The 12,707-nt window shown below is 72.5% G+C and carries 11 protein-coding genes and 1 tRNA gene; 7 read left to right on the forward strand and 5 right to left on the reverse strand.

Features of this window, described 5'->3' with window-relative positions; genetic code table 11:
- Window positions 1-114 precede the first annotated feature (114 nt).
- The 3 genes from HZZ00_RS24235 (at window position 115) to HZZ00_RS24245 (ending at window position 5,489) form a co-directional block, all read left to right on the forward strand.
- Window positions 115-3,318 carry a glycosyl hydrolase 115 family protein gene (locus HZZ00_RS24235; RefSeq protein ID WP_180328440.1) on the forward strand — a complete coding sequence of 1,068 codons (3,204 nt, stop codon included), beginning with the start codon at window positions 115-117 and terminating at the stop codon, window positions 3,316-3,318.
- Between the two features lie 17 nt (window positions 3,319-3,335).
- A complete protein-coding gene (locus HZZ00_RS24240) occupies window positions 3,336-4,673 on the forward strand; it encodes an SGNH/GDSL hydrolase family protein (protein ID WP_180328441.1) in 1,338 nt (445 codons plus the stop codon).
- Window positions 4,674-4,808: 135 nt separating this feature from the next.
- Window positions 4,809-5,489, forward strand: coding sequence for a pyridoxamine 5'-phosphate oxidase family protein (locus tag HZZ00_RS24245; protein ID WP_180328442.1), 681 nt, complete (start codon window positions 4,809-4,811; stop codon window positions 5,487-5,489).
- 62 nt (window positions 5,490-5,551) lie between these two features.
- On the opposite strand, the gene HZZ00_RS24250 is transcribed toward HZZ00_RS24245, so the two are convergent.
- Window positions 5,552-5,935 carry a helix-turn-helix domain-containing protein gene (locus HZZ00_RS24250; protein ID WP_180328443.1) on the reverse strand — a complete coding sequence of 128 codons (384 nt, stop codon included), beginning with the start codon at window positions 5,933-5,935 and terminating at the stop codon, window positions 5,552-5,554.
- Window positions 5,936-6,094: 159 nt separating this feature from the next.
- Between HZZ00_RS24250 and HZZ00_RS24255 the strand changes: the two genes are divergently transcribed.
- On the forward strand, window positions 6,095-6,823 hold the full coding sequence (locus tag HZZ00_RS24255; RefSeq protein ID WP_180328444.1) for an alpha/beta fold hydrolase: 729 nt from the start codon (window positions 6,095-6,097) through the stop codon (window positions 6,821-6,823).
- A 194-nt stretch (window positions 6,824-7,017) separates the two neighbouring features.
- Here HZZ00_RS24255 and HZZ00_RS24260 read toward each other — a convergent pair.
- Window positions 7,018-7,091 (reverse strand) — tRNA-Pro (locus tag HZZ00_RS24260).
- 107 nt (window positions 7,092-7,198) lie between these two features.
- Here HZZ00_RS24260 and HZZ00_RS24265 point away from each other — a divergent pair.
- A complete protein-coding gene (locus HZZ00_RS24265) occupies window positions 7,199-7,705 on the forward strand; it encodes a DUF309 domain-containing protein (RefSeq protein WP_180328445.1) in 507 nt (168 codons plus the stop codon).
- Window positions 7,706-7,763: 58 nt separating this feature from the next.
- Window positions 7,764-8,537, forward strand: coding sequence for a precorrin-6A synthase (deacetylating) (gene cobF / locus HZZ00_RS24270; protein ID WP_180328446.1), 774 nt, complete (start codon window positions 7,764-7,766; stop codon window positions 8,535-8,537).
- Between the two features lie 9 nt (window positions 8,538-8,546).
- On the opposite strand, the gene HZZ00_RS24275 is transcribed toward cobF, so the two are convergent.
- Entirely contained in the window at window positions 8,547-9,383 is an 837-nt protein-coding gene (locus HZZ00_RS24275) for a cobalt-precorrin-6A reductase (protein WP_180328447.1), read from the reverse strand.
- A 60-nt stretch (window positions 9,384-9,443) separates the two neighbouring features.
- Between HZZ00_RS24275 and HZZ00_RS24280 the strand changes: the two genes are divergently transcribed.
- Entirely contained in the window at window positions 9,444-10,286 is an 843-nt protein-coding gene (locus tag HZZ00_RS24280) for a TIGR01458 family HAD-type hydrolase (protein WP_180328448.1), read from the forward strand.
- On the opposite strand, the gene HZZ00_RS24285 is transcribed toward HZZ00_RS24280, so the two are convergent.
- Together HZZ00_RS24285 and HZZ00_RS24290 are read right to left on the reverse strand one after the other, a co-directional pair.
- Entirely contained in the window at window positions 10,283-11,062 is a 780-nt protein-coding gene (locus tag HZZ00_RS24285) for a sulfite exporter TauE/SafE family protein (protein ID WP_180328449.1), read from the reverse strand. The two genes, HZZ00_RS24280 and HZZ00_RS24285, sit on opposite strands and share 4 nt — an antisense overlap.
- 65 nt (window positions 11,063-11,127) lie before the next feature.
- A complete protein-coding gene (locus HZZ00_RS24290; RefSeq protein WP_180328450.1) occupies window positions 11,128-12,636 on the reverse strand; it encodes a long-chain fatty acid--CoA ligase in 1,509 nt (502 codons plus the stop codon).
- Window positions 12,637-12,707: the final 71 nt, after the last annotated feature.

Raw genomic sequence — 12,707 nt, forward strand, 5'->3', positions numbered from 1 at the left:
GGTGCCGCGAGTATTGACGGCCGGTCGGCCCGTCCCTAACGTTTCGCGACAACTTCCGGAAAGTTTCCGGAAACACTATCGGCGAAGGGGCTCGCGGGCCCCACGGAGGGCGGCATGGATTCTGCGCGGCGCGGGCCCCACCCGACACGACCCGGCACCGGCATGAGCCGGCGAACGGCGCTGGCCCTGGGAGCCGGTCTCACCGCCCTGGCGACCCCCGCCGCCTCCCTGCTGGGCACGGCCGGCGCCGCCTGGGCGGGCACGACCGCGAGCACGGTGCGGCCCACCGACCCCGGCGCGTACATCACCACCTCGCGCGGGCCCGGCACCTTCCCGCTCGTCGAACGCGGTGCGGCCACCCCCCTCGTGGTCAGCGCCGCCGACCACCCGGGCGTCGTGCGCGCGGCCGGTGACCTCAAGGACGACCTCAAGCGGGTCACGGGCGTCGAGCCGGGTCTGTCCCACACCCTCCCGGCGGGTCGGCGCGAGGTCGTCCTCATCGGCACCATCGGCAAGAGCCCCCTGATCGACGCCCTGGTGGCCGCGGGCAAGCTGGACGTGACCGGGACAGCGGGCAAGTGGGAGACCTCCCTGGAGCAGGTCGTGGAAGACCCGATGCCCGGTGTCGACCGCGCCTTCGTGATCGCCGGCAGCGACCAGCGCGGCACCATCTACGGCATCTACGACGTCAGCCGGGGCATCGGCGTCTCCCCCTGGTACTGGTGGGCCGACGCGACCCCGAGCCACCAGGACCTGCTGCACGTCCGGCCCGGCCGGCACACCCAGGGCACGCCCGCGGTGAAGTACCGCGGCTTCTTCATCAACGACGAGAACCCCGCGCTCGGCACCTGGGCCCCGGCCCGCTTCGGCCCCGGCCTGGCCCCCAGCCACCCCGACGGCTTCAACCACCTCTTCTACGCCAAGGTCTTCGAGCTGATGCTGCGGCTGAAGGCCAACTACCTCTGGCCCGCGGTGTGGGGGCGCGCCTTCGCCGAGGACGACCCGGAGAACCACGCCACCGCGACGGCGTACGGCATCGTCATGGGCACCTCCCACGAGGCCCCCATGATGCGCGGCATCGAGGAGTGGAACCGGCACGCCGTACCCGCCGTGCGCGACGCCCAGGGCAATGTCGTCACCCCGGGCAGCGACCCCTACGGCGGCACCGGCGAGTGGAGCTTCCGCCACAACTCCGAGGCGCTGAAGGCGTACTGGACGGAGGGCATCCGCCGCAAGGTGCGCGAGGGCTTCGAGGGCGTGGTGACCCTCGGCATGCGAGGCAACGGCGACACCGCGCTGCCCGACGGCGACGGCATCGAGCTGATGCGCGGCATCGTCTCCACCCAGCGGCAGATCATCGCCGACGTCACCGGCAAGCCGCTGTCCGAGACCCCGCAGGTGTGGACGTTCTACAAGGAGGTCCAGCGCTACTGGGAACAGGGGCTGCGGGCACCCGACGACGTGACGGTGGTCTTCACCGACGACAACTGGGGCAACCTGCGCCTGGTGCCGAGCCCGTCGCTGCCGCCGCGCGAGGGGGGTTACGGCCTCTACCACCACTTCGACTACGTCGGCGCCGGCCGCAACTACAAGTGGGTCGACACCGCCAACCTGGCCAATGTCTGGGACCAGCTGAACCAGGCCTACACCTACGGCATCCGGCAGCTGTGGATCGTCAACTCCGGCGATCTCAAGAGCAACGAGCTGCCCACCCAGTTCTTCCTGGACTACGCCTGGGACCCCGCGCGATGGCCGGTGGAGAACGTCACCGAGTGGCTGGAGCACTACGCCCGGCAGAACTTCGGGCCCGAGCACGCCGGTGCCATCGCCGCCGTGCTGGGCACGTACGGGCATCTCCAGGCCCGCCGCAAACCGGAGTTGCTCAACCGCAGGATCACCGTGGACCCGGACAAGGACCTGGCCACCGACCCCTCCGCCGTCGTCTACGACGACCAGGCGACGCCGTTCAGCATCACCAACTACCAGGAGATGGAACGGGTCACGCAGGAGTGGCGGGAGCTGTCCGCCGCGGCCGAGCGCATCGAGTCCGCCCTGCCGGCGGACCGGCGGGACGGCTTCTACGAGCTGGTGCTGTATCCGGTGAAGGCGACCGCCAACCTCTACGCCCTGCGCCAGGCCCAGTTCACCAACCTGCTCTACGCCGCCCAGGGCCGGACCGCCGCCAACTCGCTCGCGTCGGCCGCGGAGTCGTACTTCCGCACCGACAAGGCGCTCGCCGACCGCTTCAACAACACGGTGGCCGACGGGAAGTGGAAGGGTTTCCAGACCCAGCCGCACATCGACTACGGCGATGTCGCCCGGTACGGCCCGGACGCCCCCTGGCAGCAGCCGCAGATCGACAACGCGGCCATCCCCGACGTGATCTTCCCCGCCGTCAAGCGGATCACCCCGGCCGCGGGGTCCCGGATGGGCGTCGCCGTCGACGGCTCCGACCAGGCGTGGCCCGGCTCCACGGCCGACTGCGTGCTGCCCGCGCTCAGCCCGTACGCCACCGGACCGGCCCCGTACATCGAGATCTTCAACCGGGGGACGACGCCCTTCGACTACCGGATCAGGACCGGCGTCCCGTGGCTGACCGTCGACGCCACGCGGGGGCGGGTCGACAGCCAGGTGCGGGTCACCGTCCGGGCCGACTGGGCCCGCGCGCCCAAGGGCAGGCGCGATGTGCCCGTCACGGTCACCGGCCCCGGCGGCGAGCGGGTGACGGTGCGGGTCCCGGTGGACAACCCGGACGTGCCCCGGCACAGCCTGACCGGCTTCGTCGAGGCGGGCGGCTTCGTCTCCATCGAGGCCGATCACTACGGCAGCGCCCACGGCGGGGGCGTCGTCTCCTGGCGGCGCATCCCCGGCATCGGCAGGACCGGCTCGGGCATGGAGCCCTTCCCGGTCACCGCGCCCCGGCAGACCCCGGGCGGCGACGGCCCCCGGCTGGAGTACCCCGTCACGCTCTTCACGACCGGACCGGTCACGGTGTCCGCGTACCTGTCGCCCCGGAACAACATCCTGGCGAGCGACGGCCTCACCTACGCCGTCTCCTTCGACGACGACCGGCCGCAGCCGGTGAACATCACCAAGGTCACCGGCTCGGACGACGGCACGATGAACATGCAGTGGCAGCGGAACACCTCGGACAACGTCAACGTCACCACCACCACCCACCGGATCACCCGGCCCGGGCTCCACGTACTGAAGTTCTGGATGGTCGACCCCACCGTGGTCCTGCAGAACCTCGTCGTGGACACCGGCGGACTCAGGCCCAGCTACCTCGGCCCGCCCGAGAGTCTCCGGCTGCGCTGAAGGAGGGAACACAGGTCATGGCCCGAACATCCGCACTCCTGGTGAGCCTGGCCGCCGCGGCCGTGCTCACGGTCACCGGTGTCGCCACGTCCTCTGCGGCCGGCGGTGCACGCGCGACGAGCACGGCCCAGGTCGCCGCGGCCGGACACTGGGTGAACACCTGGACCTCGATGCCCCAGCTGACCGAGCCGGGCAACATGCCCCCGGCGCCGTTCACCCAGCCGGGCCGGGTCCTCGCCGACAGCACGGTGCGCCAGACCGTGCACGTCTCGGTCGGCGGTACGCATCTGCGGCTGCGCTTCTCCAACGCGTTCGGCGGCGCGGCGCTGCCCATCACCGCCGTGTCGGTGGCGCTCCCGGACGGCGGTCGTGCCGGGTCCGGTGCCGTCCAGGCGGGCACCACCCGGAAGGTGACCTTCGACGGCCGCTCCTCGACGGTGGTCCCGGTCGGCGCGGAGGCCGTCTCCGACCCGCTGGACTTCGACCTGCGGGCGGGCTCCAACCTCACGGTGACGCTCTATCTGGCCGACGGCCAGGCGTCGGACGACATCACCTCGCACCCCGGTTCCCGGACCACCTCCTACCTGGTGAACGGGGACCACGTGGACGACGAGGACCTCGGCGGGGCCGCCACCACCGCCCACTGGTACTTCCTGAGCGGGGTGGAGGTCTGGTCGAAGAGCACCACCGCGGCGGCCGTCGTGCTGGGCGACTCGCTGACCGACGGCCGGGGTTCCACCACCGACGGCAACGACCGGTGGACGGACCAGCTGCTCGCCCGGCTGCGGTCCTCGCCCCGCACCGCCGGGGTCGCGGTCCTCAACCAGGCGGCGGGCGGCAACCGGGTGCTCAACGACGGCCTCGGACCCAATGTGCTGGCCCGCTTCGACCGCGATGTGCTGGCGCAGAGCGGGGTCCGATGGCTGATCCTGTTCGAGGGCGTCAACGACATCGGCACCGCCGCGCCCACCGAGGCCGCACAGCGGCAGACCACCGAGGATCTGCTCGCGGCCTACGACCAGATCGTGGTCCGGGCGCACGCGCAGGGCATCCCCGTGTACGGCGCCACGCTGACGCCCTTCGGGGGGAACACGGGCTACGACGACCCGAACGGCTACCGCGAGGCGGCCCGGCAGGCGGTCAACCGCTGGATCCGCACCAGCGGCCGCTTCGACGCCGTCCTCGACTTCGACCGGGCGGTCCGCGACCCCGGCCAACCCCGCAGGCTGCTGCCGTCGTTGGACGTCGGCGACCATCTGCACCTGAACCCCGCCGGGTACCGGGTGCTGGCCGACGCGGTGCCCGCCCGGCTGTTCGGACCGGACCGTCCGGCCCCGGACTTCGGCCTCCACTGACCCGGCCAGCACAAGGGATCTCGTCGCCTCAGCCCTCTCTTCCGACGATTTACGAAGATCCATGGCGTTTCTTCGGCGGAATCAGTACTCTTCCCCGTCGTCATCATCTCGCCATGCCCCGGAAGGGAAGCGCCCATGAACTCCGGTACCCCCGAACGGCAGTTGCCGGTGACCGAGCGCACCCGGCACCGCCGTCTGCGGGAGCAGGGAAGCCTGGACCGGGACCGGCTCGACGCCATCCTGGCCGCGGGCTTCGTCTGCCACCTGGGCGTCGACGTCGAGGGGACCCTGATGGTGGTGCCGACCGTCTACGGGACGGACGGCACCACCCTGTACCTCCACGGCTCGGTGGCCGGCCGCAGCATGCTCGCCTCCCCCGCCGCCACCGTCTGCGTCACCGTCACCCACATCGACGGACTCGTGCTGGCCCGCTCCGTCTTCGAGCACGGGGTCAACTACCGCAGCGCCATGATCTTCGGCACGCCCCGCCTGGTCACCGACCCCGACGAAAAGCTGGCCGGCCTGCGCTGCCTGACCGAGCACGCCGCCCCCGGCCAGTGGTACTACGCCCGGCGCCCCAGCCGCAAGGAACTCGCCGCGACGGCACTGCTGGCCCTCTCCCTGGACGAGGCCTCCGTCAAGATCCGCGAGGGAGCCCCGGACGACGGCACCGGTCCCGACGCCGAACTCGGCCTGTGGGCGGGCGTCCTCCCCCTGCACTCCACCTGGGGCGAACTGCGACCGGACCCCCTCCTGCCGAACGACGTCGAGGCCCCCGCGCATCTGACGAGCCGGGTGGGGACGGCGGCGAACTGAGGAAACAGGGTCAGGGCCGGTCTCACGTCGGGACGGCAGGATGTGCGGGCTCGGTTGGAGCCCTACTCGCCCAGGCGGGCGTCATACGCGGCGCGGGCGGCGTCGATGTGCGCAAGGTGCGTGGTGCTCCACTCCAGTAGGGGCGCGGTGGCTTGGCGAAGGGTTCTGCCCATCGGAGTGAGTTCGTAGCTGACGTGCGGCGGCATGACGTTGCGGACGGTCCGCGTGAGGATTCCGTCACGTTCCAGGCTGCGCAGGGTGACGGTGAGCATGCGCTGGCTGATTCCGTCGATGGCTCGCTTGAGTTCGGTGAAGCGGCGCGGTCCCTGGCTCAGGTTGCGTACGACCAGCAGTGACCATTTGTCACCGACGATGTCGAGCACTTCGCGGGTCCGGCACGGGTCTTCCTGCCGTGCCGGCCGCGGCTCGCCAACGGCTGCGTCCATGGTTACCTCCGTGGAACTGGGGCACCGAAATGTGCCTTATTGCCCGTGGTGCGGCAGGTGCATCACGATGGCCTCGGTTCCCAAAGAGTACCGAGGCACGAGCCGGAACCGTGATGTCTCCGCGCCTCCGCTCCCTCGAACAGGAAGGCCGTTTCAACGATGTCAACATTCCTGCTGGTACACGGCGCTTGGCACAGTGGCCGGTGCTGGGAGCGGGTGGTCCCGCTGCTGGAGTCGGCCGGGCACCGCGTGTTCACGCCGTCGCTGACCGGCTACGGCGACAAGGCGCACCTGCTCGGTCCCGAGGTGGGGCTCGACACACACGTCGAGGACGTCATCCGGCTGATCCATGAGGAAGACCTGACCGAGGTGGTACTCGTGGGCCACAGCTACGCGGGGCTGGTCGTCTCGTCTGTGGCCAACGAGATCCCGGAACGGATCGCACACCTGGTCTACCTGGACGCGATGGTCCCGGAGCACGGTGAGACCGCCGTCGACGTCCAGCCCATGACCCGGAACCTGATCGACCAGGCCGCGAGGTCCGGCAGCGCCTGGCGTGTTCCACCGCTTCCCGAGAGGCCCGCGCCCTTCGGTCTGTTCGGGGTCACAGAGCCGGCCGACGTCGCGTGGCTGCGCACGATGCTCTCCGACCAGCCGGTGCGCTGCCTTGTGCAACCGGTCCGGCTGGACAACCCGGCCGTGGATCTGATTCCCCGTACGCATATCCACTGTGTCGGCGTGGAGCCGGAAGGGATCACGCGGCGGCCCGTACCCGCGACACAGCCCGATGGCTCTCCGGCACGGGTGTGGGAACTGCCGACCGGACACGACTGCATGATCACCATGCCGACAGAGCTGAGCGAACTGCTGCTGAAGCTCGCTTTCTGACAGCGTCCGGCCGTCGAACGCCGGGCGCGGCCGGAGACCTGCCGAAACCGTCGTCTGCCGCCGGACGGAGACGACCCCAGGCTGAGCCGGACCACCCGGCACGGCACGGCGCCGGTCCCCAACGGTCCCCAAGAATGATCAGGGGCCGGTTTCGGATACCTCCGAAACCGGCCCTGATCGGCGACTCTCTCAAGTCGGGACGACAGGATTTGAACCTGCGACCCCTTGACCCCCAGTCAAGTGCGCTACCAAGCTGCGCCACGTCCCGATGCGTCGACTCGCGGTGACCCGCGTCATCACGCGAAGAGCACTTTACCGCACGTGCGCGGCTGTGCCGAAAACGGGCCGGGGGCGGGGCGGGGGACAATCGGTCGTATGACGAACGCGGACGGGTCGGCGGGCCGGGACCGGGACAGGGAGGGGCGGGCGCGCAGTGCGCGGCCCCGGGACGGACTCGGGCGGCCGTTGGCGTACGGCGCGCCCGGGGTGCCGCGGCAGCCGGAGGGTGTCGTGCGGGCGCCGCGGGAGACGGTGGCCGAGGCGCAGGCCCTGCTGGACGCGGGCCGGCCGTTCCACGCCCACGAGGTGTTCGAGGACGCCTGGAAGTCGGGGCCCGAGGAGGAGCGCACGCTGTGGCGGGGGCTGGCCCAGCTGGCGGTGGGCCTCACGCACGCGGCCCGGGGCAACGCCGTGGGCGGGGCCCGGCTGTTGCGGCGGGGCGCGGGGGCGGTCGAGGAGTGGGAGCGGGGGCGGGGCGAAGACCGGCCGTACGGGCTGGATCTGGCCGGGATCGTGCGCTGGGGGCGGGAGCTGGCCGGGCGGGTGGAGGCGGGCGCCGGGCCCGTGGACGCCGTGGCCGAGGCGCCCCGGCTCGGCCCCTGAGCCGCCGCGTCCGGAGGCGGGGGGCGCGTTGTCGGTGGCATACGGCAGACTCGGTGGCGTGCGAAAGATTCATGTCATCGGTATCGGTGCGGGCGACCCCCAGCAGCTGACCTTGCAGGCGGTCGGTGCGCTGCGCGGCACGGACGTGTTCTTCCTGCTCGACAAGGGCGAGGCGAAGAGCGATCTCACCCAGCTGCGCCGGGACATGCTGGACGCGCACCTGCCCGCGGGTTCCTACCGGGTGGTCGAGGCCCGGGACCCGGAGCGGGACCGCGCGGCGGGCGGGTCGGCCTACTCGCCGGCCGTCGGGGACTGGCGCAGCGCCCGCGCCGGCATCTACGAGCGCATGATCGCCGACGAGTTGGGCGAGGACGAGACCGGCGCCTTCCTGGTGTGGGGGGACCCGGCGCTCTACGACAGCACGCTCGGGATCCTGGAGGAGGTGCTGGAGCGGGGCGCCGTCGCGTTCGAGTACGACGTGGTCCCGGGGGTGAGCAGCGTCTCCGCGCTGGTCGCCCGGCACCGCACGGGGCTGAACCGGGTCGCCCGGCCCGTGCAGATCACCACCGGGCGCAGGCTCTGCGAGGGCTTCCCGGAAGGGGTGGACGACGTGGTCGTGATGCTCGACGCCCACCAGGCGTTCCGGCGGTACGCGGACGAGGACATCGACATCTACTGGGGCGCCTACATAGGCACCCCGGACGAGATCCTCATCTCGGGACCGCTCGCCGAGGCAGGTCCGAAGATCGAGCGGGCGCGCGCCGAGGCCCGCGAGCGCAAGGGGTGGGTCATGGACACCTACCTGCTGCGCAGGAACCCCGGGCAGCAGTAGGCGGACCGCTCACGCCCGGTCCACGGCCAGCCGGTGCAGCACGGCCGGTACGTCCGCGACCGCCGCGACGCCCGGCGGCAGCGGCGGGCGGCGCACGACGACCACCGGCAGGCCCAGTTCACGTGCGGCCGTGAGCTTCGCGGCCGTGGCCTCGCCGCCGCTGTCCTTGGTGACCAGGACGTCGACGCGGTGGGTGCGCAGCAGGGCGCGTTCGCCGGTGAGGGTGAAGGGGCCGCGGGCCAGGAGCACTTCGGTGTCCGGGGGCAGCGGCGGGTCCGGCGGCTCCACCGAGCGCACCAGGAAATGGTGGTCCGTCAGGTGTGCGAAGGCGGCCAGGCCCAGGCGTCCGGTGGTGAGGAACACCCGGCCCCCCAGGCCGGGCAGTGCCTCGGCGGCCCCGGCCAGGGAGGGGACGTCGTGCCAGCGGTCGCCGGGCACCGGTCGCCAGCCGGGGCGGCGCAGCACGATCGCCGGCACCCCGGTGGCCGCCGCCGCGCGGGCCGCGTGCGCGGTGATGGTCTCGGCGAAGGGGTGGGTGGCGTCGACCAGGGCGTCCACGTGGTGGGCCCGCAGCCAGTCGGCGAGTCCGTCGGCCCCGCCGAAGCCGCCGGTCCGCGTCTCCCCCGCCACCGCGTCCGGCCGGGTGGTCCGGCCGGCCAGGGAGGTCGTCACCCGGATCCCGGCGGGGTGCGCCACCAGCGCGGCCGCGAGCCGGCGGGCCTCCGCGGTGCCGCCGAGGACGAGGACGTGCCGGGGCCGCTCGCCCGGCGCGGAGCGCGGGGCCGGTGGCGGCGCGGCGGGCCGGGCGGGCGGCCCGGGCCGCGGTTCGGTGGGCTGCGAGGACATGGGGGTGAGCCTACGAGGTGGCGGGGGGCGGCGGGGCCGTCGGGCCGTTACCGTCGAGGCATGCAGTCCGAGGAGTCCGTACGGCCCGCCGGGGCCGGGGCCGGGTCCCTCGCCTCCGTGCGGGCCCTGCTGGTCGACATCGACGGTGTGCTCACCGTGTCCTGGCGGCCGCTGCCGGGTGCCGTGGCGGCGCTGCGCCGGGTCCGGGCGGCCGGGCCGGAGGTGGCCCTGGTCACCAATACGACGTCGCGGACCCGGGCGTCCATCGCCGGGACGCTGGCGCGGGCCGGGTTCGAGGTGGGCGAGCGGGACGTGCTCACCGCGCCGGCCGTGACCGCCGCCCATCTCGCCGAGCACTGGCCGGGCGCCCGCTGCCTGCTCCTCAACAGCGGGGACATCGCCGCGGATCTCGCGGAGGTCGCCTTGGTGGAGGACGATCCCGAGGTGGTCGTACTCGGCGGAGCCGGCCCGGAGTTCGACTACACCGCGCTCAACCGGGCCTTCGGGCACCTCCAGCGCGGCGCCCGGCTGGTCGCCATGCACCGCAACCTGTACTGGCGCACCGACGCCGGCCTGCAGCTCGACTCGGGAGCCTTCCTGCTGGGACTCGAACGGGCCGCCCGCGTCGAGGCCGAGGTCACGGGCAAGCCGTCGCGGGCCTTCTTCGAGGCGGCGCTGTCCCGGCTCGGCGTCCCGGCGCGGCACGCGCTGATGGTGGGCGACGACGTCGAGACGGACGTCCTCGCGGCGCAGCGGGCCGGGCTCACCGGGGTGCTGGTACGGACCGGCAAGTTCCAGCCGGACGCGCTGGAGCAGGCGAGCGGCACCCCCGACCACGTCGTGGACTCCTTCGCGGACGTACCGGCGCTGCTGGGACTCGGCAACGGCGCGAACGAGTCCTAGCCCACCAGCAGTTGCACCCCGCCGACGACCGTCGCCGCGATCACCAGCTGCTCGAAGAGCCGCTGGTTGATCCGGTGGACGGCCCATCTGCCGAACAGGGCGCCAGGCACGACGAAGGGCACGAGGGCGGCGTCGAGGAGCAGCGAGCGGCCGTCGATCAGGCCGAGTCCCGCGCTGAAGGGGACCTTGGAGACGTTGACGATCAGGAAGAAGAACGCCGAGGTGCCGAGGAAGCCCAGTTTCCGGAAGCCCGCGGAGAGGAGGTACAGCGACATCACGGGGCCGCCCGCGTTGGCGACCATCGTGGTGAACCCGCCGAGCACGCCGTAGGAGCGGGCCTTGAGCCGGCCGGAGCGGGTCGTCACCGCGTCCGGCGCCTGTTCCCCCGCGCCGCCCTCCCCGCGCCGCCGCCACAGCGTGACCCCGGCCATCAGCAGCAGGATCGCGCCGATCGAGGTCCGTACGATCCCGTCGTCGGCCCACAGCAGGAACAGCGTGCCGACCACCACGCCGACGGCGACGGCCGGGAACAGCCGCCACAGGGTGGGCCAGTGGGCGTGCCGCCGGTAGGTGAGGACGGCGAGCACATCGCCGGCGATCAGGACGGGCAGCAGGATGCCGGTGGAGGCGCGGGCCGGCAGGATCGCGGCGAAGACGGCGAGGCTGACCGTGTTGGCCCCGCTCACCGCGGTCTTGGAGAAGCCGACGAGCAGGGCGGCGAGGGCCAGGGCGGCGAACTCCCAGCCGGATATGTGCCAGAGCGTCATCATGTTCATGCGGAGACCGATGCTAGGGCCACGCATCGGTCCCGCGTCGGTGATTTCCGGCGGGGGCCGGGCGGTCAGTCCGTGAAGCGGGCCCGCAGTTCCCGCTTGAGGACCTTCATGCTGGGGCCGAGCGGCAGTTCGTCGGTGAACTCCACGCGCCGCGGGTACTTGTGGCGGCCGAGGTGCTCCTTGGACCACTCGGTGAGGGCGGCGGCGTCGGGGGCGGCGCCCGGCACCGGGACGACGACCGCGCAGACCTCCTCGCCGTGCAGTTCGTCGGGCAGGCCGATGACGGCGACCTGGGCGACGGCGGGGTGCCGTACCAGGACCTCCTCCACCTCGCGCGGGTAGACGTTGTAGCCGCCGCGGATGATGACGTCCTTCTTGCGGTCGACGATCCGCAGGAAGCCCTGCTCGTCCTTGGTACCGAGGTCGCCGGTGCGGAACCAGCCGTCGACCAGGGCCTCTTCGGTGGCCTCAGGGCGGCCGAGGTAGCCGGAGAAGACGTTGTGGCCGCGGATGACGACCTCGCCCAGCTCGCCGGGCGGCAGCAGCTCGATCCGGCCCTCCACCTCGGCGCGCGCGATCTCCGCGTCGACACCCCACAGCGGGTGGCCGATGGTGCCGACCTTGGTGCCGAACACCGGCTGGTTGACGGTGGCGGTCGGCGAGGTCTCCGACAGCCCGTACCCCTCGTAGATCCGCGCGCCGAACGCGGCCTCGAACCGCTCCAGTACGGCGACGGGCAGCGAGGCCCCGCCGGAGATGCACACGCGCAGTTCGGGCAGCACGTCGGCGTCGGCCGCGGCGCCCGCGAGCGCGACGAACATGGTGGGCACGCCGTGGAAGGTGTTGACGTCCTCCTTCACCATCAGTTCGATGGCGCGGGCCGCGTCGAAGCGGGGCAGCAGCACCAGCGTGGCGCCCGCCCGCCAGGTGGAGTTGAGCGAGACGGTCTGGCCGAAGGCGTGGAACAGGGGCAGCGCGCCGAGGGCGATGTCGTCGGACCGGATGTCGTTGGCGTCGAAGGCGCACACGGTCGCGTTCATCACCAGGTTGAAGTGGCTGAGCACCGCTCCCTTGGGCACGCCGGTGGTGCCGCTGGTGTAGAGGATCACGGCCGGGTCGTCGGCGGCCCGGGTGGCGTACGAGGCCGGCGGTTCGGCCTCGGCGGCGAGCCGGTCGAACTCCTCGCCCAGGGTGACCACCCGGACGCCGACGGCGTCGGCGGCGGCGCGTCCGGTCCCCGCCTGCGCCGGGTGGACGAGGAGCAGCGAGGCCCCGCTGTCCTTCAGGACGTGCTCGACCTCGCCTGCCGACAGCAGCAGGTGCACGGGGACGACGACACCGCCGGCCGCGGCGATCGCGTAGTAGGCGAGTGGGAACTCCGCGGTGTTGGGTGCCATGAGGGCGACCCGGTCGCCCGGCCGTATGCCGAGGCCGGTGAGCGCACCCGCCTGGGCCAGCGCCGCCTGCCAGGCCGCGCCGAAGCTCAGCCGCCGGTCCCCTTCCACGAGGGCGGTCTTGGCGGGGCGGCGCCTGGCGTTCTCGGCCAGGATGGCGGCGACGGACAGGGTTGCCATGGGGTGCTGCTCCGTTCCTTGCTGCGGCCCGGGAGGGCCGACGGTGGTACCGATCCCTTGACGGGAAGCGT

The organism is Streptomyces sp. NEAU-sy36, from assembly GCF_013423905.1.
Classification (GTDB): Bacteria; Actinomycetota; Actinomycetes; order Streptomycetales; family Streptomycetaceae; genus Streptomyces; species Streptomyces misionensis.